Source organism: Vibrio sp. SCSIO 43009, assembly GCF_023716525.1.
GTDB lineage: Bacteria > Pseudomonadota > Gammaproteobacteria > Enterobacterales > Vibrionaceae > Vibrio > Vibrio alginolyticus.
The window spans coordinates 1,642,232-1,666,561 of the sequence record NZ_CP071843.1 but is presented as its reverse complement, the minus strand read 5'-3'; the positions used below and the strand labels follow the sequence as shown (position 1 = coordinate 1,666,561).

Here is a 24,330-nt window from a genome sequence, read left to right as displayed (position 1 = left end):
GGGTTTTGTTATTTCTAAGGCTTGGGCATTAAGCCGTAAGGTATCGATTTAAAAGCCTCTGGGTGCTCTTGATAAGTTGGCGCTTTATGTACCCCTTTCCAATCGAGCAGCATGATGGCTAGTACGTTACGGTGTTCGCCGTACTTGAGATCAAAGTTACCGTCGACCGACGGAATCATCCCTTTTTCTGCGTTGATTGCGTGACGAATGGCTTGGCGGGTTTTCTTTACGACCGGATCATGGTCCAAGCCTGCTAACAAAAACGAAATGCCGACTTCCGCAATCACGTCTTCTTTGGCGCGCAGTAGGATAGTGTCGATATTGTTGCGAAAGTAATCATAAATCCATTGGTGTTTCTTCTCGCTTACTCGCTCCTGATAATACTGTGAATCGGCAAAGATGATGTGCGTCATACCATAGAGTTTGTTCCAATACTGCTGAGCTGAAAGCATCTTATCTTTATCGTCGGGGTAGGTGTCACGGAAGGTTTGAGTGAATTCCTCGACCACATCTTGCTCTCCTAACTGACGAAGCCAGTAGACTTGGTTTGCAAGCTGAGCTGCCCATGCTTCTATCATCTCTTTGTCCGTAACGTAACGCGAGAAATCGTAGCGCCTAATAATTTTTCTCAGCGTTTTGTCTTGTTTATGCTTTAGGCCGTATTCGTTTGCTCTTGCCATTGCGCCAAGCAAATCCACACCAAGATAAAGGTACTCAGGATGGTGTTTAGTCACGGTATAGCGTCGCTGCCCTCGTTCGGTTTCTTTCTCTTGATACGTGGTCAGCCTTTGAGATGAATAGAGAATGATGTCTTCTGGTTCAACAACTTCATTAGCAAATTGGTTTAACCGGCTGGCTACTTGTGCCATGTCGGTCCAAATGGCAGCGTGATATTTCTCATCTAATGTTTGGCGGTACATGCGTAAGCCAAAATGGCCCTCTTTAAACGCCGGGAAAGTGAACAGTTCCTGTTCGTAGGTACTACGAATCAACTGCGCTGATTGAGTATTATCGAGAAGCGGTACCTCTTCCTGTGATGCCTGAGCTGCAAAGGTAAGTGAGCAAGAGAGTAAGACCGCTAAGCTAAGAGGTTTAATACGCATAAATCCATTCCCTATGAAGTCCTGAACCTAAACCTACCATCAATATTAATTGAGAATGTAAAAGCTGAGTCAATAGTTAAAAATTTGCCTAAAAGTCAGGTTGATACGTTCATCTTTGGTTTTCGCGGTTTTTGGTACGCAGTGCTTCCAGTGATGCTGTAGCTCGCCAGCCATAATCAGTAAGGAGCCGTGAGAAAGCTCGTATTCAATCTCAGTTTTACAATGTAAATTTCTAAGCAAAAATCGACGTGTTTCACCTAAGTTCAAAGATGCGATAACAGGGTTTCTACCTAACTCTGGTTCATTATCTTGGTGCCAGCCCATTGAGTCTTGGCCGTGTCGATATAAGTTAGCGAGAACAGAATTAAAAGTGACATCAGCAACTGATTCACAACGCACTTTGAGCTGAGTTAACTCAGGAGTCCAAGGGTGAGGCTGCATGGTTAAGCCTGAGTAAGTATATGCTGCATCACCGTGCCACGCTTGTAAGCGAGGTTGAAGTACTGACTTGCCGAACATAGTAATGTGTTCTTGGTGCCATGGCAGTGTCTTTCGAAGTTGGTCAAAGTAATTATCCGCCTCAAGATGGTTAAGAAATTGAGGATCATAATAAAGTTTTCCTCTTTCTACTTCTTGCCATAGATCGCCGCCAAATAAATCGCCTTGTTGATGCATCATCTCACACCTAAAACATAAAAGTTGTCAATCACTGTTACCTTTCTGATTATGATTGGTTATTCTTGTGATAATAAGAATTTTAACAATAAATAAAAAATCTCGTAGTTGTATACGAGTTGTGGGGAGAAAATGCGTTATTTACCCAGAAAACGATGCTATTTTGCATTGTTCTTCCTCACCTTTTTCGCTTTGTGTATTGGGGTTATCGAGCTGTTAAATCGAAACCAGCAAGAGCTTCACAAAGAGCGAGTTCAAGTTGAGGCCAAAGAACAACTTTCCATTCTCCGTTCCAATTTGGAAGCGGTACTTATGGCGGATATCTACAAAGCCAGTACTTTAGCGACACTCATTACGTTACTTCCTAAAAACCAAGAAGAAGAATTGAGTATCGCCGCTCACCGAATCCTAAATAAAAGTAAACATATTACAATCATCGGTATCGCGAAAAATGATGTAATTAGTCATGTATTTCCACGCCAAGGTAATGAGCGCCTAATCGGCCTTGATTACCGCGCAGTGCCACAGCAGTGGGTACAGGTGCAAAAAGCCAAGGATGTACAAGAAATTTTCATCGCAGGGCCAGTGACTTTGATTCAAGGTGGCCGAGGTTTGATCGTGCGTGTGCCTGTTTTTCTTGATCCTCCAATGAATCAGGACTACTGGGGAGTGATCAGTGCGGTGATTGATTTCGATGCTCTGATGAGAGAAACCGGCGTAATTGATTTCTCGTATCGTTACCCTTTAATGATCCGTGGTTACGATAGCGGTGGCTCATTTGGTGATGCTTTCTTTGGCGCGCAAAGTGTAAATAGCATGGTATATGCAAAAGAGATGGTTCATTTTCCTTATGGTGGGTGGAGTATGGTGGTTTTCTCTGGAGGCAAAGCTGATCGCCAAATCTCTTGGCATCAGTTGCATTTAGCTAGAGTAATCGGCTATCCCATTATATTCGCACTTAGCCTCGCGCTGTTCGCCATTTATCGACTGTATACCATTGCAGATGACAGAGCTTTACACGATGAACTCACGAATTTACCAAACCGTCGCTATTTTATGAAGTTTTACAAGCAGCAGTTCGAAATAGCGAAACGTTATAAAAAGCGTTATAGCTTCGCCTTAATTAATATTGACCTAGATAGGTTTAAACACATTAACGATACCTATGGTCACGACGCAGGTGACAAAGTTTTAATCGCTACGGCTGAAAGGGTAAAAAGCTCTCTGCGTAAATCAGACATCGTGGCCAGAATGGGCGGTGATGAGTTCTTAGTTGTAGTTCATCACCCAGGAACGGAAGAAAATGTTCAGTCCCTTCTACAAAAACTTCGATTAGCGCTATGCTCGACGCCCGTCATTTACGATGAAACGCTTATCTATTTGAAAGCCAGTATTGGGTACGCGATATTTGACCCGAAAATGTCATCTTCTGAGCAAATGATGAAACTAGCCGATGAGAGAATGTATCAACAAAAGCATGGCGGATGAGCCTGAACCCAGTTTCAATAAGGGGTTAGAAGAATGGTAAAGTTGGGAGCCCGAAATCTCATCATCATTTGGGTACAAGAATATGTGACTTCATATGTTCACAGACACTTTGCTGAGAGAGTCGTTATTAGCAGTGCATTAAGTGGCATATTTGCATAATGTTGCATTTTGCAAATGCAGTTTGCGAAATTAATGGTTAATAAAGCAACGATATGCATCTGGATCTACTAAAAAACGGCTTTTTTAAAGTTGGCACGCATCGTGCTTTACTTAGAGTGACCCTTATTAAGCCGAGGGTCACCTAGCCAACTGACGTTGTTAGTGAATACAAATTGTTCACAAGTATATACCGCCAATCACGTATATTGTGATTGGCGTTTTTTCTTTCTAAAGACCGATGATATTCACGTCGTTGCCCGTCTCATCAGCTTCTCCGCACTTGCTGTAACAACTAGGTTGTCTTGGACAAACCGCCCCTCTGGAGCAGATCAACCTTGCTTGGGTTTGAATCCCGCGCTCTATCCAGTTGATGTTTAATATCTTAGCGATAGTCGTTAAGTCTTTTTTGATGTGGGGAGGAATAACACTACTTCCGCCGGAAGCGACACAAAGGGACTTAAGTTCTTCCGCTATGGAAACGGCATCGCCACCTTGTGCAGAAATGGCAGGGTTAAGATCAATACCGGCACATAGCACGCGATTATTCCCCGCAGGATCAAATACGTTGACCGATTCGCAGCAGTAGATACGTGGCTCGTCGCCAACATTTAAAATCGAAATTTGCGCTGAACTGGTATCCAAAGGCTGGGAAAGGCGTCGGAATACGGCCCAGTGCTGGCAAGGGTCGTTCACTTTGCGCATGTTGCCCCAAGGCAATGGAATACCATTTCCGCGATACACGGCTTTTAACTTGCCAGGGCCATAGGCATCAAAATAGTGCCAATGAGGGTAAGGCGAGACCACCGTCATGCGACGCATTGCAACGGAAGGAGAAACCCCCGCCTTTTTGTGAACATCAATCTCGTAACCAGAACGGTCAAGCAACTGACGAAAGGGTACTTTGGGGCAGAGTAGGGCACCGGCAAAGAAGCTGGACTCAAAATCACGCCAAGCTTGCAGGATATCTTGCGAATTGAGTTCAGAGTTCGACACAGGGCTGTCCATTTGCTCCCAATTGTTTTGATGCCCGATAGATAAAACGTTATTCATTGCATCGCTGCTATGGAGCACTCGATGGCCGATATATACCGCCAAGTCATACTTCAATCGGGTTGGATAGTCACGCATTCGTTTATTGAGATAAATAGTCCCAGGTGGCTCCATGAAAGACGTAATCAACTGTTTGGCGCTGACGCCCAGTTCATCAATCACATCTTGTGGCGCTCGATCTACCCAGCGGATATCCAATCCCATACTCTTTGCAATGTCTACGAGATCTTCTACAGATAGATTCAGCCGCTTCAAGCCGACCTCTTCGGCGGCGCGCTCTAAATCAGGAAAATGGTTTTGATGGTTTTCTTGGTGTGCGCGGATCAGTAAGTGGGCGAATTGACGCCCCGTGATACCTGTTTGGGAGAGCATTTCTGGTATCGCGATTTGAAGAATATCATTGGAAAACAGGAAGCTCGGCTCCAACGCCATGCCACTAATCCCGCCACGATTTCCTTTGTTGGGTGTGATGGCTTCTAATTCGGGTTCATCATCTAAAAACCACGCCGGATCTTTTTGAAAAACTTCCGCGATCACTTCGAGCATATCGATACTCGGTACGCGTTTTCCGCGCTCAATCATCGAAAGGTAAGAAACCGAAGGAGCGTACTCTGGATTAATTCTTACACAACGGGCAGACAAATCTTCCATCGTTAAATGGTTGTTTTTTCTTAGGTTACGAATTTTTGTACCAAGAAAATGAGACTGACGAATAAGGCTTTTTGACACAGACATTTTGTAAAATTCACATTGTAAAATTTTTGTTGTGAAATTGTAGTCAATATTTCGCTAGTCTACATAATGAGCAGGCAAGGAAATTAACCATCCACTTCACAGAATTGCCTGAAACTTAAATAAAGGATTTAAGTTTTTACTCTAGGACGAGTTTTTAAGTGCGAGGATATGACGATGAATATGCTGAACTTCGATAAAAAAGAGATGCAACAACAACAACGCCCATTTATCGCTGAAGCCGTATTTGCCGTCGAAGCGGTAAGTGCTGAGCAGCAGAGTGAGAAACAAGTAAAAGCGAAGCAACTGCTTGACCGCATGTTCCCATTGGAGAACGGGTCGCACCAAGATGTATCAAGTTACGTGATTGATTACCGCCATGTTTTGGCTTATTTCAAAGACGGTACACACAGCGGCCTGAAAAGCCCAAAACACTTCGTGGCGTACACTGGTGAAAAGGAAGATCCAAAATCGATTTTGTTTAAAGATGATTCGGGTAATCATGTAGAAGTGCTGTTTGGCTGTCACAAAGGCACTGGTTGCGTGGAATTAGTGGACATTGACGATATTCAATTGGAAACTCGCACGACGTTTCATCCTGAACTAACTGGCAATGCACCAACCGCGATGCGCCATTGGATAAGTCTAATCAAAGGCGACAAAAAAGGTAAGCCGATGGCATGCAGTGAAGATAAAGAATATACCGCAAAAAATGGTGACGACTACATTCTAAGTTACTGTTACAGCGTCGATTAAGATACTCATGATTGGATATAAAAACCCCGCACTTTACAGCGCGGGGTTTTCTTTTTCATCATAAAAGTCGTTTTCGCTTAGCCAGTTTATTTAAATTGGCATCACGCGGTTACGACCGAGTTGTTTTGCTTCATAAAGCTGTTTATCGGCTTTATTGATTAAGGCTTCAGGCGTATCACCCAGCTCAAATTCTGCTACCCCAAAAGAAGCGGTAATGCTGTGAACTTGTGTGCCTGAGCGCTTATCTCTGATACGCAGTTTTTCTATCATCCGGCGTAGTGTGTCTGCATATTGGCGAGCAATTCGCAGAGATTTGTTAGGTACAATTAACGCGAATTCTTCACCACCAAAACGGTACGCACATATCCCATCTCGACAACTTTGTTGTAGCCGGCGGGCAATGGCTTTTAATACTGTATCGCCAAAAAGGTGCCCGTAATTGTCGTTAAATGATTTGAAATGATCGATATCAAGCATGATCAAGGTCATTGCCTGATTTGATGCAATAAGTGAAGAGAGATCTTTGTCAAATGCTCGGCGGTTGTATAGGTTTGACAAACCATCGAACAACGCATCTTGCTGTACTTCAGCCAGTTGGTTTTTGAGGCGAGAAATTTCTTCACTCGCGTTAGTCAATTGGCTATTCAAAAACTTTGTTGAGTGACGAATTTCGTGTGACTCTGCGACAAGTTGACGAATCACTACCATCACTTCTTCAATGCTTAGGCTATTGTCCTCAACTTTTTCCAGTTTATTAAAGCTTTTGTCTACCATCTCAGAAAAGGAGGAAGTATCTGAAATTGTATCGCTCATTGAACTGGATACTTCATGTAGCAGAACTTCTACATTGGTTCTAAGATCTTCAAGGCTGGTTTCTGCTTTGCTGGCCACATAGTTGTTGTAAAGCTGTTTATTGGTTGCTGGCGGGCAAATACCGTAGTTTTCTAACACCATGTCTAACTCAAAGTTGAGTTCTGGAATGGTCTTGTCAACGTAGGTATACCAAAGCGCGTAGTTGGCTGGCGTGGCAGCAACATGGTTTTTGATCATCAGTGGGACCGCTTTTTTTAAATTAGCGGTTGATTTCTTAAACTCGTCGGTCATTTCTGCGATGGTACTAGCAAAATGGGATTGGGCTTAGATTAACGGATATTAACTAATGTCGCTTTAATTTTTATCACTTTTGCATGGTTTATATAGAAAATGAGTGATTAAGATCGTGATCAATACCGTTGGATTCGAATTTTATAAAATATCAGTATGAAACATGTACAGGCATTTGGTGGTATTGCGTGTTTTGAGATATCCAGCAAATGGATTCCGTGTAAACGTTAGTAACCTAATGATCGTCAAACTCTCGTTTTCGTATAAAAGCAAGTAAATCAAAAGGCTTAACGTCAGGGTCTCCGTGAAAAGAACTCGTAGACGAAGAATTAACATCTAAGGGTGCGAATTGAAAAAGAAAATAGGACTTTATTGGTTCACGAACGACTTGCGATTGCACGACAACCCACTGTTGAAAAGCGCCAGTGTAGAAATGGACGAGTTAATTTGCTTGTATTGCTACCCTTCAATGACGCCTTACTTGCATCACTTTGCGCAGGAAGCCTCTTTCGGGCGCGCGAAATTGCAGTTTCTCGACTCATCGCTTAGTGAACTCAATCAATCTTTGAATCACCTTGGTCAGCGATTATGGGCGGTTGAACTAACGCCCGATCAAGCAATCAAGTATGCTGTTAATCGCTTCGGCGTCACACATATATATGCTGACGCCTTTCCCGGTTCGGATGAGCAACAAGCGTTAGATCGCGTAGCTGAAGGCGCTTCTCATGTAAAAATAAAACAGCAAGCAATCCGGACCCTGTTAAGGGAAGAACAACTGCCTACCACTTTCACGCAGTTTAGAAAGCAAGTTGAAGGTTTAGACATCTCTCGGCCCCAGGAGAGTATCCGTTCGTTACCTCCAATTCCTTTAGGTGTGAATCTTCCTTCCGTTACTGCATATTACTTTGACGCAAAAGCTGCGTTTCATGGTGGAGAAAGCCGCGGGCTTGAACATTGTCGCCAGTATTTTGCTTCCACACTAGCCAGTGAATACAAACAAACACGCAACGGTTTAGATGGCATGGATTACTCCACCAAGTTCTCTCCTTGGTTAGCTCATGGGTGCGTTTCTCCGAAAACCATTTATGCCATGTTGAAAGGTTATGAAGCCGCGAATGGTGCAAATGATTCAACCTATTGGATTTACTTCGAACTGCTTTGGCGTGAATACTTTTATTGGTATGCCCGTCGATACAAGCGGCAGCTCTTCCGATTCGGTGGCATCCAAAATCAAGCACCACTCACCAGTTTTTACGCGCACCGTTTCCAACAATGGAAGAAAGGTGAAACGCCATTTCCTATCGTGAACGCGTGTATGCACCAGCTCAATGAAACCGGTTATATGTCGAATCGTGGCAGGCAGTTAGTTGCTAGTTGTTTGGTGCATGAGCTTGGCCTTGATTGGCGTTATGGCGCGGCGTACTTTGAGTCACAACTGGTTGATTACGATGTGGCATCAAACTGGGGAAATTGGCAATACCTAGCGGGCGTTGGTGCTGATCCGCGTGGTTCACGACAATTCAACCTCGACAAGCAAACCGAAATGTACGATCCGCACATGGAGTTCATCGATAGGTGGCAAGGTCGTTGTGCTGGCGCGCATTTGGATAGTGTAGACATGGTCGATTGGCCGATTGTGATGGGCAGCAGTGGCAAAGCTTCGTCACCGGAGAAACCGTAATGCAATTTGAAACCGTACGATTGATCTTGGGCGATCAACTTAACAGTGAGCACTCTTGGTTTCAGCAACCGGATGAGCAAGTGCTTTACCTGATTGCGGAGCTCAAGCAAGAGAATACTTACGTCACGCATCATATTCAGAAAGTGTGTGCGTTCTTTTCTGCAATGGAACAGTTTGCGAAAGAGCGTCAGAGTGAAGGTCATCAAGTTCTGCATCTCACACTGGATGACACACAATCCTTCGACGATCTTGAGCAAGTCTTGCAACACTACGTGAGCGAAGTTGGTGCAAGTAAGTTTGAATATCAACGCCCGGATGAATACCGTTTACTAGGGCAGTTAGCCAAACTAAAGCTTGATGGGGTCGTGACGCGTTGTGTCGATTCGGAACACTTTTTGTTGCCGTTTGAGGAAATAGAATCGCAGTTTCCTCAAGGCAAACACATCATGATGGAGCACTTTTATCGCCGCATGCGCAAGCGCTTCGACATCTTGATGCAAGACGGAAAGCCTGTAGGCGGGAAATGGAATTACGATGCCAACAACCGTAACAAGCTCAAAGCCCAAGACATTGAACAACTGCCACAACCTTTGATGTTCAGTACCGACGTGCGCGATATTACTGATCGGTTGGCACGACATGACATCAAAACCATCGGAAATCTTGAAGGAGACTTGTTGTGGCCGATCAATCGCGCGCAAAGCCTCTCTTTACTCGCGCATTTCTGCCAAGTCTGTCTGCCGTTATTTGGACGTTTTCAAGATGCCATGACAGGCCAGCACGATGCTAAGTGGAGCTTGTATCACAGCCGAATTTCATTCTCGCTTAACAGCAAATTGCTGCACCCGAGAGAAGTCATTGATGCTTCACTCAAGGCATTTAATTCCAACGCAGACATCGACATTTCTCAAGTCGAAGGGTTTATTCGCCAAATCTTAGGATGGCGAGAGTACATTCGAGGCGTCTATTGGGCGAACATGCCTAATTACCCGAAAAAGAGCGAGCTGGGCGCAGAAAGAAAGCTGCCAAACTTCTTTTGGAGTGGCGAAACCAAAATGGCCTGTATGCGCAATGCGATTGGGCAGTCCCTCGATTACGCCTACGCACACCACATCCAACGTTTGATGGTCACTGGTAACTTTTGCTTGCTAACCGAGATCGACCCAGATCAAGTGGATGAGTGGTATCTCGGTATCTATGTTGATGCGATTGAATGGGTCGAAATGCCGAACACACGTGGCATGGCATTGTTTGCGGATGGCGGCATTGTTGGCACCAAACCTTACGCGGCGAGTGGTTCTTACATCAACAAAATGAGCGACTACTGTAAGGGTTGCCATTACGACAATAAGGCGAGGAGTGGGGAAGGATCGTGTCCGTTTAACAGCCTTTATTGGCGCTTTATGAACAAGCACGACAAGCGCCTCGCAGCCAATCCACGAATCGGGATGATTTTCCGCTCTTGGGACAACATGGAAGAACAGCAACGCCAAGCGATTCTTGATACCGCAGAGCACTACATAGAAAACGTGGAGAACTTGTGATGGAAATACTCATCGTCGGTGGCAATGGTGGAATTGGTTTGGCGATGGTGAGAGAAGCCGCAGCTCGGTTTCCTCAAGCTCGCGTGCATGCCACTTATCGTAAGCAGCAACCAGATTGGCAACACCCAAATGTCGTTTGGCATCAAGTGGATGTATCGCAAGACGAGCAGGTAAAAGCGTTCAGTGAGCAGATTGAACACGTCGATTGGTTGGTGAACTGTGTTGGTATGTTGCACACCCAAGAGAAAGGTCCTGAGAAGAATCTTAGCTCGCTCGACGCAGACTTCTTTCAGCAAACCATCACGGTTAATACTTTGCCAAGTTTGCTGTTGGCGAAATACTTCACGCCCAAGCTAAAGCGCAGTACTGCACCCAAGTTTGCGACCATTTCGGCCAAAGTTGGCAGCATTAGCGATAATCAGTTAGGTGGTTGGTACAGCTATCGAGCATCGAAAGCCGCATTAAACATGTTCCTAAAAACCATGTCGATCGAATGGCAAAGAGTGGTCAAACATGGCACGGTGCTTTCACTTCACCCTGGCACCACAGATACCGCTTTGTCGGCACCTTTTCAAACCAATGTCCCAGAGGGAAAGTTGTTCACGCCAGAGCGAGTTGCTAAGGATTTATTAGGCTTGATAGAAAAAGCAACCCCGCAAGATAGCGGGGAGTTTTGGGCTTATGATGGGACGTTATTACCTTGGTAAGAGAACGCGTACAAACGTTAATACAAATGAAATAACATACTCCAGAGAGGGTCGGAGTGACCTACGTTTTCGTTGATTTATTTCTTCGGCAACGCTCAGAACAATAAACGATTTCCTCCCAATTTCGCGCCCACTTCTTTCTCCAAGAAAATGGGCGCTGACAGACCGGACAGACTTTCATGGGAAGGTTGGATTTAAAACCTTTCATCGCGCTGAATGTTCACTCCTAATTTGGTTAAAACTACTTATCAAATAGGTACAGGTAATCGCCGTAGCCTAAACTCGCCATCTTGTTCACAGGTACAAATTTCATCGCAGCAGAGTTCATACAATAGCGTAATCCCGTCGGCTTCGGACCATCTTTAAACACATGACCTAGGTGTGAATCACCAAACTTACTGCGGATCTCCGTTCTAGGGTAGAGCAGTTTATAATCGGTTTTCTCCACGATGTAACCCGGGTTAATTGGTCGAGTAAAGCTTGGCCAACCTGTGCCAGATTTGTATTTATCAGTAGAAGAAAATAGCGGTTCACCGGTCACAATATCCACATAAATTCCCGCTTCTTTGTTGTCCCAGTATTCATTATCAAACGGACGCTCCGTGCCTTCTTCTTGCGTCACGTAATACTGTAGCTCTGTTAAGTTTGATTTGATTTCAGACTGAGAGGGCTTACTGTACGCTTTCACTTTCGAAAGCAGCTTTTTTTCTTCAATCAACTGTCGAAGCGTTTTAGGACTTTCTTTTCGATCTTCACCAAACACTTCGTCGAGGTATTTATCGCGACCTGATGCGTAGCGATAGTATTTGTATTTCAGACTACTCTTCTTGTAGTAATCCTGATGGTACGACTCCGCAGGGTAAAACTTTTCAAACTCGATCAGCTCTGTTTTCAACGGTTTTGGATAGATCATCGCCTTGTCGATTTCCATCATAAACTGCTTAGCAATCTGCTTTTGCTCCGCATTATGGTAGAAGATCGCTGGACGGTATTGAGGACCACGGTCAACAAATGAACCTTTATCGTCGGTAGGGTCGATATGACGGAAGAAGTAGTCCAGCACTTGCTCGTAGTTCACGACAGCAGGATCGTACTTCACCTCAATCACTTCAATATGACCAGATTTACCAGAAGAGACTTGGCGGTAAGTCGGGTTTTCAATATGACCACCTGAATAACCTGATACAACATCGATTACGCCGGGCAGTTGCTCTAAATCCGATTCTGTACACCAGAAACAACCGCCAGCTAGCGTTGCGATTCTTGTATTCTCTGAAGCCTTCAGCTTATCCATCGTATCGGCGGTACCTGTTTTACTCAATAGTAGAAACAAGACTGGAAGTGCGAAGGAGAAACCGGCCAATAACTTAGACATATTCTTCATAGCTACCTCATCGTTATTTTTGTAGAAAGTGTTACTTAAATAAAAAGTGTTACGTATAGAGAAAGGTAACCGAGCGAAAAAATTACAGTAATGTTGAAAATTCCGTTGCCCTTTTATGCGATAGAGCTAAAGTATCGACAAGAAACACACCGCTAGTAAGGGCAACGATGCCTTGAATAAGCGATGCTAAATGAGGTAAATCATGCAAGCTGAAGTTAAATGGATAGAAGATTTTAAATTCCTTGGGCAATCTCAGTCGGGCCACTCCGTAGTGATGGATGGCAATGGCGGTGCAACCGCACCAAGCCCAATGGAAATGGTACTAATGGCTGCTGGTGGCTGTAGCTCTGTCGATGTTGTTGATGGTTTGAAAACAGCAGGCCAAAAGGTTTCGTCAGTTAATGCCAAGCTAACCACAGAGCGTCGTGAAACCGCACCGCGTATCTTTACGCAAGTGAATATCCACTTTGAAGTGTCAGGTGACGAGCTTGACCCAGAAGTCGTAGCAAAAGTGGCGGCTGACTCGCTAGAAAAATACTGCTCGGTTTGCTTAATGCTAGGCGAAGGTGTTGAGATGACCCACAGTTGGGAAATTGTGTAAGTTGACAGACTCCACAAAATATAAAAACAGGAAAGAGAAAAGTCCGGGCTTTTCTCTTTTTTTATTTCGCAGTTCACGTACCTTGTGAAGAATCTGAAAGCAGTAATTGCAGGTTGTAGGAGTCTTCCAGTGACAGAACTAGAAAAAATGATGTCTGGCCAGGTCTTTGATGGCATGGACAAAGAAATTGACGCCATTAGAAGCCATGCTCTTCAAGCACTTAGAGCACTTAATAATAACACCGACGAAAGTCAGCGCGACGAATTGCAAAAGCAGCTATTTGGCAAGGTAGGCCGTTGTATTGTCCAGTCCCCTTTTCATTGTGAATTTGGTAAGACCATCGAAATAGGTGAAGAAACCTTTATCAACATGAACGTGGTCATGCTCGATGGTGCCAAAATTACCATCGGGAACCACGTGCTCATTGGACCGAGCGTGCAATTCTATACCGCTTCTCATTCTGTTGATTACCGCAGTCGCCGACGTTGGGAAACGTTTTGTAAACCCATCACGATTGAAGATGATGTGTGGATTGGCGGAAATTCCGTCATTAACCAAGGTGTGACGATTGGTGCTCGTTCGGTTATTGCGGCGAACTCGGTAGTCAACCATGATGTGCCGCCAGATTGTCTATACGGAGGCACGCCAGCTAAATTGATTCGTCGTCTCAACGAAGAAGAATTATTGTAAGAGAGCAAGCGTCGTTGTGACAATTATATAGCTTTCGAGAAGAATATAGCTTATCCGAGTTACATTAAGCCCAAATAAGCTATTTCTACATTATTCAACTTCAAAGTTTCAACTTGAACTTGAAAAACAATAAGGTATTAAGGGTTTAAACTATCTACTAATGCGAGTATTCCAGCTGAAGAGAATACGACTATCAGCATAGAGGAGTTTATAATAATTATTCCTATTAATAGAATTGATAGTGAGCGGTACCATCTAGGCACTTCTTTGGAGATATCGGGTAACTTTCGTTTTTTACCTGAGCTAGGTTGGACGATTAAACGAACAAACATCAATGTTCGGAAAAATGCGTAAGGCCATCCCGTAAATAGAGCTAGTTCGAAAGTGTTAAAATAAGGTTCTGTAAAGTAACTATTGACAACTTTTTTTGGCATTAAAATATGCATGATACCTATAAATAATGTCTGGAGAAAAATAATCAATATTCCAGAAAACATTAAGTATCCAATAATATTCCAAACTAATTGCATATGGCACCCAAGTTTGTCTTTGAAACTAAGTCAGGCTGAGAGCCTAAGTTGTTGTATGTAAGCACAGCTGCTTTACCGGAGGCGTACCCAATAGCGGTAGTACCGGCAGCGAGTACAATGGCAGTCCCCCAGTCAATAGGGTTTGATACTAAAAATAGACCGACTAACGCGCTGGTACCCATTCCTACAGCTGTGCTAGTTATTGACTCAACAAAAATTTCATTCTTCTCATGTTGGTCTTGTGTATTCGCAATCTGAATGCAGGAAGCCGTTAGACCAACACATACTAAAACATGTCCGCCAACTTTAGATGCTTGAGCTATTTTATTCAGTTTTTCGGCTTGTTTAACTATATGAGCATTCGCAGGTAATCCTCCACTTCGAGCTATGCGAATAGACTCGTAAGCTTTTTATTATCAAGTGATAAATTTAGCCTTTCATATGGAGCACCATACATGTTTAATATAATTGATGATAAGTTATCATGAGTTTTTATTTTATACTCAAGTAATCCCGACACAGAGCACCTCTAGCTAATAATTTGTTTGTGCAGATACTAACAAAAAACTATATTTAAAAAGGTTTATTTTTTGCATTCTAGACTTTCATTTTAAAAAGTTACAAATTAGCTGATGTATTTATTATTTGTATGAAATTGTTAATGTGATTTTTTACATTTAAAGTGTGATATTAAACTTGGTTGGATAAGTGAAGGTCATACATGATTTGCTAGTGATAAAAAACCTGCGATAAAAAATACAAGTGCTAACATTGTAGAGTTTATGATAATTACCCATATTATTATGAAGGATAATAGGCGGTACCACCTAGGCCCCTCTTGGGATACATCAGGTAACTTTCGCTTTTCACCTGAGCTAGGTTGAACGATTAAACGAACAAACATCAATGTTCGGAAAAATGCTTAACGCCAACCTCCAAATATAGTTGGTCGTGTATAAAATTGATAAACTTAAATGGCGAGATGTAAGCCTTGCACAACTAACAAAGGTTGGTTAAACAAGGCTAATAGTCGGTTATGGATGAATAACGATTTGTTGCTCCTCAGTCATCACAAGTGTCGCTTTGCTTTGTTCGATAAGTTGGGCAGCATAAGAAGGGGTAACGGCCTGCATATCACCTTTAGATCGAAGAGTTAAAGACTCCCACGCTTGATCTCGATATTTCCCTGCTTGGGTGTATTGAATCAGTACTTTCATAGCTTCACGCTCCGGTGTGGTTGACGTGCTACTTAAGTTAACGATCTTAGGTTTGTTGTGCATCTGTTAAAAACGAAACATTAGTTTAACCAAATGTGCCTTTCCAAATATCGCGCATTGAGCAGAGCAATTTAGAATCCTTGTGATGAAGGGATGAAAAACACTCAATCTTTCGATTCATACTGCGCAATATAATGTTTGAGAGATTTGGTTTCCGCACTCTGAAACTCTTCATCGTGCATACGCAGTGCTTGGATACGGTCGAGGCGGAACTGGCGGTAGTCATCGCGCAATTCGCACCAGGCGACCAGCGTCCAGACTTTGCCCCAAAAGAACTGGCCTAACGGTTGGATTTTTCTTTCGGTCACTTGTCCGCTTTCATCTTGGTAATCCAAACTGACCTTAAACTGATGATCAATCGCGTGGCGCAGAAGCTGCCCTCGTTTGGCAGTCTCGGATTGGGTGTGATAATCGGGCACAATCAGCGGACAATCTTCCACTTGTTGTTTGAGCTTATCGGGCAATACCGAAAGTATTTTGGTGGACGCAGAGTGAGACGCTTCGGCGAGTTCGGCATCCGACCAGGCTCGAACCATCCGCATACCCAGTTCAAGCGCCATCATCTCTTTTTCTGAGAACATCAAAGGCGGCAGATGAGAGCCAGCTTGCAACAAGTAGCCGACACCTGCTTCACCTTGAATAGGAACACCAGAACTGAGCAACGACTGAATATCGCGATAAATCGTACGTTCGCTAACTTCCATTCTTTCTGCGAGCTCTTTCGCTGTCACGGCGTAACGCTTTGCGCGCAGAAGCGTCAGTAGCTCAAACAGTCGTTCTGATTTGCTCATGATGTTCCTTATCTAGACCTACTGGTTGTTAGTGGTAGTGTGGCTGATTACTTCTCTAGCTCACTGCACATTTTTAAGTTGTGATGTTTAAGCTCGAAGCTTTCGCAGTCAATCATTGATAACAGAGGCTGAAATTCAACGGCTTGCTTAATCTGTTTTCCCGCCTGTTTTGCATCGTCCATTGAACGCCAGTAAATGATGTCTGTCCACACATCGTCCGTCGCTTCGTGACTGAGCGATCGGTACAAAAAGCCCGGCAGATTCTTCACAAACGTTTGTGACTGTTTGGCAGCGGCGATCACGTCTTGCTCTGTTGTGCCTGCGGTTAGACGAAATTGCACAGTTTCGATAACGGTTTCCATATTGTGATTCCTTATTGGTTTTGGCGGATTGCCTGTTGAGTTCCAAATAAGGTTACGCGGATGGAATGTCAGAACATGTCAGTAGTGAAATCTCACTCACTTATCATCAATATGGTTATTTTTCTGGGCTGTTGTAACGATCCCAATAAGGTAAATCTGTGCCGAGTTTTTCGCTGATAAAATCGATAAAGGCTCTTACTTTCAACGGCATGTGCTTGCGCTCAGGAAAAACCGCATAAATGGCGTGTTCTGGTAGAGAATACTCTTCCATCACCGGTTTTAGATTTCCTGCGGCAAAGTCTCTCCCTGCAATAAATGTTGGCAGTTGCGCAATGCCCGAACCTCTTAACAGCAACTGGCGAATGGCTTCGCTGTTATTGACGATAAAGTTTCCTTTTGGAAGTACCTTGTATTCGCTGCCGTTGTTGATGAACATCCATTCGACGCCGCCACGGAAATAGGAGTAGCGCAGGCAGTTGTGACTGACTAAATCACTTGGTTTTTGTGGTGTTCCAAACTCCGCTAAGTAATCTGGCGAGGCACAAAGCACACTTTTACAAGGGGCGAGACGTTTTGCGATTAGATTGGAAGAGGTGAGTTCACCAATACGGATCCCCAAATCAAAACCGTCTTTAACCAAATCGACCATTTTGTCTTCGAGGTTTAAATCCACTTCAATTTTCGGGTAACGAGCGAGAAACTCGCTGATCAAAGGCGCGATATGCAGTACACCGAAAGACATCGGCACGGTAATTTTGAGCCGACCTTGTGGAGAGCCTTGCAGTTCTGATACCGCGTCCACGCCTTGCTGGGCCAGATTGAGCGCTTGAGAAGCGTACTCAAAATAGCGTTCTCCCGCTTCGGTCAGGCTCAGCTTACGCGTAGTTCGATTAAGGAGACGAATGCCCAAATCGTCTTCTAGTTGGTTGATGCGTTTGCTGATCGCCGATTTCGTCAGATTCAGCTGTTTGGCCGCAAGGGAAAAGCTGCCGCATTCGACAACAGCAACAAAAACGGGCAGGGAGGCAATCGCGTTCACATCAATCTCCTATTATCGTGAAGCATTTATTGTTGAGCACAAGGATACAATTAATTTCCAATTATAGAGATTATCTTCAAGAAGAAAACAATCTAGACTATGCACCAGTATTACGACCTTGATTTTGGGAAGAAGAAAATGAAGTACGATTGGATCCTGTTTGACGCTGACGAAACCTTATTCCACTTTGATGCTTTCAAAGGTTTGCAGCTTATGTTTTCTCGCAAAGGCGTAGATTTTACTGAACAAGATTTTGCTCATTACCAAACCGTAAACAAACCGCTTTGGGTGGATTACCAAGACGGCAAAGTAACGGCAGATGAGCTAAAACATAAGCGTTTTACCGAGTGGGCTGAGAAGCTGAATACCACAACAGCAGATCTCAATAGCGCATTTTTAGAAGCAATGGCCGATATTTGCAGCTTGTTGCCAGGTGCAAAAGAGCTGATGGAAGCGCTGCAAGGCAAAGCTAAAATGGGCATAATCACCAACGGTTTTACAGAGTTGCAAGCGATCCGCCTTGAGCGCACAGGGATGACTGAGTACTTCGATAAAGTGGTGATCTCTGAACAAGTGGGCGTAGCAAAACCGGACTTAGGTATTTTTGAATACGCGATGCAGCAAATGGGCAACCCATGCAAAACGCGCGTACTGATGGTGGGTGACAACCTGCATTCCGATATTCTGGGTGGTAATAATTTTGGTATTGAAACTTGCTGGTTAAATACCACAGGCGCAAGCGTCGATGAGCGTATCGCACCAAATTACACCGTTGAGTCTTTGAGTGAACTAAAGAACATTTTGGTGGCGTAACCGAATCGGGTATTATTCCGCAGTAACCCTCAGAAAAATCAAGGAATAATCATGTCAGATATCAAACAGCTAGACAGCAAAGTCGTTTACCAGAATAAGTGGATGACGGTGCGTGAGGACAAAATTTTACGTCCGAGCGGCGCAGAGGGCATCTATGGTGTGGTCGACAAACCTGATTGTGCTGCGATTCTGGCTATCGATAACGGGATGATTCACTTGGTTCAGCAGTACCGTTACACCGTAGGTCAACGTTGTTGGGAGATCCCACAAGGGGCGTGGGAATCAAACCCAGATGCGGATCATCTTGAGCTTGCCAAAGGCGAGCTGCGTGAAGAAACGGGTATGCAGGCGAGCGCCATGGCGTATGTCGGCGCGCAGTTTATCGCATACGGCTTTTTGAATCAGACATGTCACGTCTACTTCGCCAGTGATTTAACGGACGTGGGCAATCAACTCGACAGTGAAGAAGAGGATTTGATCACTCGTGCTTTTTCGGTTGAGGAGTTCGAACAGATGATGATCGACGGTACGATTAAAGATTGTGTCACCATCGCTGCTTATGGTTTGGCGAAGCTGAAGAAATTCATTTAGTTATCCATGATAATTTTTTAATGAAAACAGCGGCCTAGTGCCGCTGTTTTTAGTTTGGGTGAGCTCGTTGAGCCATCGCTTACTCGTCGATTTTCTTACCTAAGATTTCCACTTGCGCTTTTTTGGTCACCCCCGCGACTTGCAGCGCAGTGCTGCCAACCGATTCATAGTTCAATTCGATTTTGTCTAACTTCGCGTTATCTTTTGTTGGTAGGCTTAAGCTTCTTGATGACATGCCTTTAGTCAGAACACCTAAACTGTCGAACGTCTTTTCCTGACCATCTTTCATGATTACTTTAACGCTTTTCAGATCGACCGTACCTTGTGTACATTTGATTTTTATGTGGCTGAAACGAGCGTTAGCAAATGGTGACAGTGGATTGACTGTGTCGGTTTCCGATTTAAAACTGACGGTCTTATCTGCAATCTTCTCCCAATCGTTGTCTCCTGCAACCGATTGGAAAGAGGCTACAGCCGCTAAAAGACAGAGTGCGATGGTGTTGAACAGTTTCATAGCTTTTCCTTACCTTAGGTTTAGATATTCTGTTTAATCAGTTCGATGACGTGTGTGACTTCGTCTTGAGTTAAAGCCCCTTCTTTCACGAATAAAATTTCGCCTTGTTTATTTTGTACGATAATCGCAGAACTTTCTTGCTGCAGATCCCAAGTTGTTGCTAATACGCCATTTTTGTCTAACACCATGGAAGACCAAGAGAATGTCTTTTTGCTGTCCTCTGCCGACGATTTTACAAATGTACCGGTTCCCCAAATGGCGTCCTCTTGGTTGATCACGGTCGTGGTCTGATACTGATCTTCAGGAAAGTGAGCGGCAGTGATTGCTGACATCAGCGGCGCGTTCATCTCTTTAGCTTTACTACGACCTGCAATGGCTTGTATCACACGGACTTTGCCTAACATCTGCTGAGTTGCCCAAGGTTGATAAGCCACATCGTCTCCTTGCAGCGTCATTTCGCCATAGGTATCAATGCTGACGGATGGGGTAGTTTGACCGACAGAAAGGTTATGAGAGAAGGCGAATGTCGGGGCGAGTGCGAGTAAGAGTGACAGAACAGATGGAGTTTTCATTGGGGGTTCCTGTAACGAAGTGAGGTTAGATCGAATCAAAATAAGGGGCAAATACGATGCCCCTTATCGGATGTGGCGTTTAGTTAGAAAGTACAACGCGCGCATTTAGCGGTTGCAACGGACGATTGTTTTGTCCCATGACTTCCATCAGTTTCGCGGCTTGATCTTTGGATAAGGTTTGAGTGTCTTTAAGCACAAACCAGCGCACACCTTCTGAACATGGCGGTGTGGTTAAAGAGCCGTTAAATCGATAGTAGTTTGCAGTTTTTGGCAGTAAGTCATTAATCTCAAAAGTATCTTTAAAGAACGTGGTTTGATTCTCTTGTGGGATTGCGTTGATCAGTTTAGACAGCGCTGCGTTTTGATCGCCAGCATCAAACATCACCGAAATTACCGCCAACTCGCCGTCTGCGTTGGCGTGTACAAAGTGCGCTTCAAGTGGATATTGGCGGCCTTTGATTTGGTTTTCTGAAGGTGTGTGGAAATGGAACTGTTGCAGCTCGAACGTCTCGCCATCGATGGTGAAGCTGTTACGTCCGTTCACTTGCGCTTGCAGCGTATGACCATTGTTGGTTAAACCAATGACCTGACCAGTGTACGAAAGGTTCAGTGCTTCCAGTTTTGCATCGGCTGGGTTGTCGATGTTGATTGGGCTTTGGTTTTTCGTGGTTGCGCAGTCTTTGGCGATTTCTCCCCAGTGTTCTGGCCCGTGTTTGTCATTGCCATAGCCCCATTCCGAAGCCTGAGCCGCGCTTAGAGTGAGAAGTGAGAGTGAAAAAGCAAGTAGTGTTTTGTTCATAATAATGTCTCTGTTCGGTCGCTTTGATAAGCGTTGTTACAAGGCAATGACCTAGAGGTTTGATCACTGCCTGACGAATTAGAAACGGTGGCTGAGTTGGGCACCAATTAGGAACGCATTTGAATGGGTAACGCCCGTCACCATCGGTGCAGGAACACCTTCATACGCGTACTCTTCTACGTTGACATCTTCACCAATCAAGTACGTCATGCCGATGTCAACCGTGGTATCTGATGACCATTGGTAAGAGGCCCCCGCAGATAACCAGTGACGGTTCGAATCTGGGATAGAAAGCGAAGTCAGCTCATCGACAGGTGTTTTGTCGAACATGTAACCCGTGCGTAGTGTCCAACGTTCATTGGCGTACCAAGTCGCACCGATGGAGTAGTGCGCGGAGTCTTGCCACTGAAAATCTTTTAGCAACTGATCATCAGCTTTCAAGCTGTCAAATGCTGACCAACCAATCCACTGCACAGAATAGTGCAGGGCAAATTTAGGTAAGACGCGGTGATAACCGGAAAACTCCGCAATATCCGGTAGCGGCATAGCAAGCGAGTCGTACGATTCGCCAGCAAAGTGGATGTCACCCTTGGCATCAATGTTAGGGCTGTGCTTGTAGCTTAAACCTAAGCGATGACGTTCGTTAAACTCGTACATCATGCCAATGTTCGCGCCAAGCCCAATGCCGCAAGCTTCCACATCAAGTGCGTTGCCTTTTACGGATCCACAGCGTTGTTCTAGTTCGTTTCCAAGTATGTTCCCACCAACGCAAACACCCACGTCCATATCGCGGTACAGCTCACCAGAGCCGTAAATCACATCAATACCACCACCGATACTAAAACGATCGTTCACCTTGTATGCCAAGCTTGCGCCAAGGTTGACACTCGCTACGCTGGTGACACCGCCAAAAACAGGTGCGCCATAGTTTGGTTTAAACTCCATGTCGGTTCCGAAGTTGGAATATGCCGATAAGCCTAGATACCAGTCGTCGTTGATAGGGTGAATAAAGTAAAAATTGGGTACAACGGCTGGTTGACCAACGCCATCGACGTCATCAATGTCGGTCACGGTTTGAGAGAAGGACGGGGTAATGTCAGCTTGAGGGGACGGAGGAAAACCACCCATACCAACATTGACATCCGCATTAATGTTAGCTCGATGATATTGCGCATTTTTAACGGTAACGTCAGGTTTGACGTAAGTGACACCGAACGATAAGGCATTTTGTTTAAACAGCGTCATCGCTGCGGCGTTACGGCTGACTACAGACGCATTATCACCAATGACGGCATCACCAGCAAAAGCACGACCAAGACCCGTCGCCGAATGTTCGTTAATTTGAAAACCACCGGCATACGCCGTCGAGGAGGCTAACCCGATTAATAAATAAATCGGTGAAAGAGTTAATTGTCGCTGCATGTTTTTCTCATGAATTAATTAGAAGTTGTATTGCAACGAAAATCAGTAAAATAAACAAATCTGACCAGTGCATTTAAGAGTAAAACTAACAGTGTGCTGACAATAAGTAAATTTAACTTAATAAATATTTATTGTTGAATTTATTAATGCTTCATGGCGTGAATATAGTGGTTATTTTACGTGTAAATTAAATCCTGAACCTCTATTTTTATTTTTGCGGTATTACTTCTCTATTTTTATTGTACTGACTGTTCCCTAACAAATAGAGGGAAATCCAGCGATAAAGTGTCCGTGATGGAAACTCTGAGTCATTTGTATTTCCATTGCATCCCAACGTTGGTAGTTCGAATCAGCAAGAGAACTATCGTTTAAACCCACATGACACACTCCTCTCGGTCTTACCTGTGTTATGTGGGTATTTTTTATTTAACTTATCACTTAACTCCTCTTGAAATTCAATAATTAAAAATGGCCATAATGAAATTTAAATTGATGGAATGTTGAATAATTTTGGATTTTACTGGTTTGTTGGTATTTAAAAGTTTTGTTTATAATACTTATAACTTGAATTTCTATATTAAAAATGATCTTTGTTATATTTATTGAATGATAAAGTTTTGAAGTGACTATAATATCTCGGATTTTTCACGTTAGTGAAGTTATTCCTTCAGTATCTTGACGTTAATTTACCTATCTTTACGTCTCGTACCCTGTACGGCTAAGACAAATAGCAGTATAAAATCAAAACGATTATTTACTTCACTCCTGCTATGAAACTCAATAAAAAATGGCTCGTTTTGTGTGGCCTACTTGCTATTGGTGCTGGTGGTTATCATTATCTGCAACGTCCAGAACCCATTTCTCCTTACGCGACAGAAGTCGTTCGCAAAGGCAATATCGAAAAGGCGGTATTAGCTAACGGCATGTTGCAAGCGTCCAAATTGGTGAATGTAGGTGCGCAAGTATCTGGGCAAATTCAACGCCTCGCTGTGAACTTAGGGGATGAGATAAAACAGGGGGACTTGATTGCACAGATTGACAGCCTGACTCAGCAAAACAGCCTCAAAGAAGCCCAAGCGTCTCTTAATAGTCTCAACGCTCAGTACCAGGCTAAGCAAGCGCAGATTAAACAAGCAAACTATGAATACGTGCGCCAAAAAGGCATGTTGGCAGCGAAAGCGAGCTCACGAGCTGATTACGAGAATGCCGAAGCGACGCTCGCCATCTACAAAGCCGAGTTAGCGCAACTGGATGCCGAAATCGAGAAAGCCAAAATCAACGTCGACAATGCGCAGTTAGATCTCGGTTACACCACCATCAACGCACCGATGGATGGCACGGTGGTCTACACCGCGGTGGAAGAAGGACAAACCGTAAACGCCAATCAAACCACGCCAACTATTATCGAGTTAGCCAAGCTAGATACGATGACGGTGAAAGCCGAAATTTCGGAAGCCGATGTGATTTTTGTTCACCCCGGCCAAACGGCGCTGTTCACCATTTTAGGCAAACCGAATCAGCAGTTTAAAGGTACATTGCGCGCCATTGAGCCGGGGCCAACCATCATGGATGGCGATGACAGCGATTTGAGCATTTCAGATAGCGACGCCATTTACTACAACGCTGTATTTGATGTGAAGAACCCGCAAGGTATTTTGCGCATCGGCATGACTGCGCAAGTTTCGATTGTCCTTGAGCAATCGGAAAATACCTTGATTGTCCCTTCACAAGTCCTGCAAAAATCTGGCGGCAAAGGCAACTATACCGTGCCAGTGTTTGAACAGGGCCAAGTGGTGCAAAAGCCCGTGACTGTGGGTATTAACAACAAAGTGAACGCAGAAATTCTCTCAGGTTTGAAGGAGGGCGACCAAGTTGTTCTTGGCAATGCTATGGATGGAGAATCATCAAGCCGAGGTGATCGTCGTCGACCTCCAATGAGGTTCTAA

The 24,330-nt window shown here is 44.2% G+C and carries 24 protein-coding genes; 10 read left to right on the top strand and 14 right to left on the bottom strand.

All coding sequences use genetic code 11. The features are described 5' to 3' along the window. Positions 1 to 14: 14 nt before the first annotated feature. Positions 15 to 1,103 (bottom strand): DUF3541 domain-containing protein, encoded by a 1,089-nt coding sequence (locus tag J4N43_RS22960; RefSeq protein WP_005384167.1) that lies wholly within the window; start codon positions 1,101 to 1,103, stop codon positions 15 to 17. Between the two features lie 69 nt (positions 1,104 to 1,172). Next, positions 1,173 to 1,778, bottom strand: a complete 606-nt coding sequence (locus tag J4N43_RS22955) for an alpha-ketoglutarate-dependent dioxygenase AlkB family protein (RefSeq protein ID WP_053349380.1) — start codon at positions 1,776 to 1,778, stop codon at positions 1,173 to 1,175. Between the two features lie 132 nt (positions 1,779 to 1,910). On the opposite strand from J4N43_RS22955, the gene J4N43_RS22950 reads away from it, so the two are divergent. Then, the gene (locus J4N43_RS22950) at positions 1,911 to 3,266 is read left to right on the top strand and encodes a diguanylate cyclase (RefSeq protein WP_062730844.1); all 1,356 of its coding nucleotides are present in this window, start codon (positions 1,911 to 1,913) and stop codon (positions 3,264 to 3,266) included. A 387-nt stretch (positions 3,267 to 3,653) separates the two neighbouring features. Here J4N43_RS22950 and J4N43_RS22945 read toward each other — a convergent pair whose 3' ends face one another. Continuing rightward, on the bottom strand, positions 3,654 to 5,210 hold the full coding sequence (locus tag J4N43_RS22945) for a DUF3612 domain-containing protein (RefSeq protein WP_005384164.1): 1,557 nt from the start codon (positions 5,208 to 5,210) through the stop codon (positions 3,654 to 3,656). A 174-nt stretch (positions 5,211 to 5,384) separates the two neighbouring features. Here J4N43_RS22945 and J4N43_RS22940 point away from each other — a divergent pair, with 174 nt between their 5' ends. Beyond that, entirely contained in the window at positions 5,385 to 5,963 is a 579-nt protein-coding gene (locus tag J4N43_RS22940) for an aldolase/citrate lyase/malate synthase family protein (RefSeq protein WP_005374156.1), read from the top strand. Between the two features lie 90 nt (positions 5,964 to 6,053). On the opposite strand, the gene gefA is transcribed toward J4N43_RS22940, so the two are convergent. Beyond that, positions 6,054 to 7,067: a diguanylate cyclase GefA gene (gene gefA, locus J4N43_RS22935; protein ID WP_017635511.1), complete on the bottom strand. Its 1,014-nt coding sequence runs from the start codon at positions 7,065 to 7,067 to the stop codon at positions 6,054 to 6,056. Positions 7,068 to 7,416: 349 nt separating this feature from the next. Here gefA and J4N43_RS22930 point away from each other — a divergent pair, with 349 nt between their 5' ends. The 3 genes from J4N43_RS22930 to J4N43_RS22920 are packed head-to-tail and all read left to right on the top strand — an operon-like array spanning position 7,417 to position 10,999. Further along, positions 7,417 to 8,748: a DASH family cryptochrome gene (locus J4N43_RS22930; RefSeq protein WP_252094178.1), complete on the top strand. Its 1,332-nt coding sequence runs from the start codon at positions 7,417 to 7,419 to the stop codon at positions 8,746 to 8,748. After that, positions 8,748 to 10,292 carry a cryptochrome/photolyase family protein gene (locus J4N43_RS22925; protein ID WP_062730843.1) on the top strand — a complete coding sequence of 515 codons (1,545 nt, stop codon included), beginning with the start codon at positions 8,748 to 8,750 and terminating at the stop codon, positions 10,290 to 10,292. The genes J4N43_RS22930 and J4N43_RS22925 overlap by 1 nt, the downstream gene beginning before the upstream one ends. Next, positions 10,292 to 10,999: an SDR family oxidoreductase gene (locus J4N43_RS22920; protein WP_053349376.1), complete on the top strand. Its 708-nt coding sequence runs from the start codon at positions 10,292 to 10,294 to the stop codon at positions 10,997 to 10,999. Before J4N43_RS22925 ends, J4N43_RS22920 begins: the two co-directional genes overlap by 1 nt. Positions 11,000 to 11,060: 61 nt before the next feature. On the opposite strand, the gene J4N43_RS22915 is transcribed toward J4N43_RS22920, so the two are convergent. Together J4N43_RS22915 and msrB are read right to left on the bottom strand one after the other, a co-directional pair. Next, positions 11,061 to 11,207 (bottom strand): DUF2256 domain-containing protein, encoded by a 147-nt coding sequence (locus J4N43_RS22915; RefSeq protein WP_005374142.1) that lies wholly within the window; start codon positions 11,205 to 11,207, stop codon positions 11,061 to 11,063. Positions 11,208 to 11,240: 33 nt separating this feature from the next. After that, a complete protein-coding gene (msrB, locus tag J4N43_RS22910; protein ID WP_053349375.1) occupies positions 11,241 to 12,383 on the bottom strand; it encodes a peptide-methionine (R)-S-oxide reductase MsrB in 1,143 nt (380 codons plus the stop codon). 202 nt (positions 12,384 to 12,585) lie between these two features. On the opposite strand from msrB, the gene J4N43_RS22905 reads away from it, so the two are divergent. After that, positions 12,586 to 12,984 (top strand): OsmC family protein, encoded by a 399-nt coding sequence (locus J4N43_RS22905; RefSeq protein WP_005374132.1) that lies wholly within the window; start codon positions 12,586 to 12,588, stop codon positions 12,982 to 12,984. A 129-nt stretch (positions 12,985 to 13,113) separates the two neighbouring features. Then, positions 13,114 to 13,674 carry a sugar O-acetyltransferase gene (locus J4N43_RS22900; protein ID WP_130546479.1) on the top strand — a complete coding sequence of 187 codons (561 nt, stop codon included), beginning with the start codon at positions 13,114 to 13,116 and terminating at the stop codon, positions 13,672 to 13,674. Between the two features lie 1,564 nt (positions 13,675 to 15,238). Here the strand turns inward: J4N43_RS22900 and J4N43_RS22895 are convergent. The 4 genes from J4N43_RS22895 to J4N43_RS22880 form a co-directional block, all read right to left on the bottom strand. Continuing rightward, on the bottom strand, positions 15,239 to 15,421 hold the full coding sequence (locus J4N43_RS22895) for a hypothetical protein (RefSeq protein WP_021035913.1): 183 nt from the start codon (positions 15,419 to 15,421) through the stop codon (positions 15,239 to 15,241). 164 nt (positions 15,422 to 15,585) lie between these two features. Continuing rightward, entirely contained in the window at positions 15,586 to 16,272 is a 687-nt protein-coding gene (locus tag J4N43_RS22890; RefSeq protein ID WP_005497912.1) for a helix-turn-helix transcriptional regulator, read from the bottom strand. Between the two features lie 47 nt (positions 16,273 to 16,319). Further along, a complete protein-coding gene (locus J4N43_RS22885; RefSeq protein WP_005497913.1) occupies positions 16,320 to 16,634 on the bottom strand; it encodes a hypothetical protein in 315 nt (104 codons plus the stop codon). Positions 16,635 to 16,749: 115 nt separating this feature from the next. Next, complete coding sequence (locus J4N43_RS22880) at positions 16,750 to 17,673, bottom strand: LysR family transcriptional regulator (RefSeq protein ID WP_005384329.1); 924 nt, start codon at positions 17,671 to 17,673, stop codon at positions 16,750 to 16,752. A gap of 138 nt (positions 17,674 to 17,811) precedes the next feature. On the opposite strand from J4N43_RS22880, the gene yjjG reads away from it, so the two are divergent. Beyond that, a complete protein-coding gene (gene yjjG, locus J4N43_RS22875) occupies positions 17,812 to 18,486 on the top strand; it encodes a pyrimidine 5'-nucleotidase (RefSeq protein ID WP_005374109.1) in 675 nt (224 codons plus the stop codon). A 51-nt stretch (positions 18,487 to 18,537) separates the two neighbouring features. Next, positions 18,538 to 19,077, top strand: coding sequence for an NUDIX domain-containing protein (locus J4N43_RS22870; RefSeq protein ID WP_020834877.1), 540 nt, complete (start codon positions 18,538 to 18,540; stop codon positions 19,075 to 19,077). A 79-nt stretch (positions 19,078 to 19,156) separates the two neighbouring features. Here the strand turns inward: J4N43_RS22870 and J4N43_RS22865 are convergent, their stop codons facing one another. The 4 genes from J4N43_RS22865 to J4N43_RS22850 all read right to left on the bottom strand — a co-directional run bounded on the left by J4N43_RS22865 (position 19,157) and on the right by J4N43_RS22850 (position 22,384). Then, entirely contained in the window at positions 19,157 to 19,591 is a 435-nt protein-coding gene (locus J4N43_RS22865; RefSeq protein ID WP_024701557.1) for a DUF2541 family protein, read from the bottom strand. A 20-nt stretch (positions 19,592 to 19,611) separates the two neighbouring features. Beyond that, on the bottom strand, positions 19,612 to 20,163 hold the full coding sequence (locus J4N43_RS22860) for a YtfJ family protein (RefSeq protein WP_005480925.1): 552 nt from the start codon (positions 20,161 to 20,163) through the stop codon (positions 19,612 to 19,614). Positions 20,164 to 20,242: 79 nt separating this feature from the next. Beyond that, positions 20,243 to 20,962: a carbonic anhydrase gene (locus J4N43_RS22855; protein WP_020841751.1), complete on the bottom strand. Its 720-nt coding sequence runs from the start codon at positions 20,960 to 20,962 to the stop codon at positions 20,243 to 20,245. A 78-nt stretch (positions 20,963 to 21,040) separates the two neighbouring features. Then, a complete protein-coding gene (locus tag J4N43_RS22850; RefSeq protein WP_158159451.1) occupies positions 21,041 to 22,384 on the bottom strand; it encodes an OmpP1/FadL family transporter in 1,344 nt (447 codons plus the stop codon). A gap of 770 nt (positions 22,385 to 23,154) precedes the next feature. Here J4N43_RS22850 and J4N43_RS22845 point away from each other — a divergent pair. Next, positions 23,155 to 24,330, top strand: coding sequence for an efflux RND transporter periplasmic adaptor subunit (locus J4N43_RS22845; RefSeq protein WP_054576182.1), 1,176 nt, complete (start codon positions 23,155 to 23,157; stop codon positions 24,328 to 24,330).

Bases quoted from the DNA above. Each gene is read 5' to 3' on its own strand.
- J4N43_RS22960 (WP_005384167.1), bottom strand. From the start codon at position 1,103: ATGCGTATTAAACCTCTTAGCTTAGCGGTCTTACTCTCTTGCTCACTT.
- J4N43_RS22955 (WP_053349380.1), bottom strand. From the start codon at position 1,778: ATGCATCAACAAGGCGATTTATTTGGCGGCGATCTATGGCAAGAAGTA.
- J4N43_RS22950 (WP_062730844.1), top strand. From the start codon at position 1,911: ATGCGTTATTTACCCAGAAAACGATGCTATTTTGCATTGTTCTTCCTC.
- J4N43_RS22945 (WP_005384164.1), bottom strand. From the start codon at position 5,210: ATGTCTGTGTCAAAAAGCCTTATTCGTCAGTCTCATTTTCTTGGTACA.
- J4N43_RS22940 (WP_005374156.1), top strand. From the start codon at position 5,385: ATGAATATGCTGAACTTCGATAAAAAAGAGATGCAACAACAACAACGC.
- gefA (WP_017635511.1), bottom strand. From the start codon at position 7,067: ATGACCGACGAGTTTAAGAAATCAACCGCTAATTTAAAAAAAGCGGTC.
- J4N43_RS22925 (WP_062730843.1), top strand. From the start codon at position 8,748: ATGCAATTTGAAACCGTACGATTGATCTTGGGCGATCAACTTAACAGT.
- J4N43_RS22920 (WP_053349376.1), top strand. From the start codon at position 10,292: ATGGAAATACTCATCGTCGGTGGCAATGGTGGAATTGGTTTGGCGATG.
- J4N43_RS22915 (WP_005374142.1), bottom strand. From the start codon at position 11,207: ATGAAAGGTTTTAAATCCAACCTTCCCATGAAAGTCTGTCCGGTCTGT.
- msrB (WP_053349375.1), bottom strand. From the start codon at position 12,383: ATGAAGAATATGTCTAAGTTATTGGCCGGTTTCTCCTTCGCACTTCCA.
- J4N43_RS22905 (WP_005374132.1), top strand. From the start codon at position 12,586: ATGCAAGCTGAAGTTAAATGGATAGAAGATTTTAAATTCCTTGGGCAA.
- J4N43_RS22895 (WP_021035913.1), bottom strand. From the start codon at position 15,421: ATGAAAGTACTGATTCAATACACCCAAGCAGGGAAATATCGAGATCAA.
- J4N43_RS22890 (WP_005497912.1), bottom strand. From the start codon at position 16,272: ATGAGCAAATCAGAACGACTGTTTGAGCTACTGACGCTTCTGCGCGCA.
- J4N43_RS22885 (WP_005497913.1), bottom strand. From the start codon at position 16,634: ATGGAAACCGTTATCGAAACTGTGCAATTTCGTCTAACCGCAGGCACA.
- yjjG (WP_005374109.1), top strand. From the start codon at position 17,812: ATGAAGTACGATTGGATCCTGTTTGACGCTGACGAAACCTTATTCCAC.
- J4N43_RS22870 (WP_020834877.1), top strand. From the start codon at position 18,538: ATGTCAGATATCAAACAGCTAGACAGCAAAGTCGTTTACCAGAATAAG.
- J4N43_RS22865 (WP_024701557.1), bottom strand. From the start codon at position 19,591: ATGAAACTGTTCAACACCATCGCACTCTGTCTTTTAGCGGCTGTAGCC.
- J4N43_RS22860 (WP_005480925.1), bottom strand. From the start codon at position 20,163: ATGAAAACTCCATCTGTTCTGTCACTCTTACTCGCACTCGCCCCGACA.
- J4N43_RS22855 (WP_020841751.1), bottom strand. From the start codon at position 20,962: ATGAACAAAACACTACTTGCTTTTTCACTCTCACTTCTCACTCTAAGC.
- J4N43_RS22850 (WP_158159451.1), bottom strand. From the start codon at position 22,384: ATGCAGCGACAATTAACTCTTTCACCGATTTATTTATTAATCGGGTTA.
- J4N43_RS22845 (WP_054576182.1), top strand. From the start codon at position 23,155: ATGAAACTCAATAAAAAATGGCTCGTTTTGTGTGGCCTACTTGCTATT.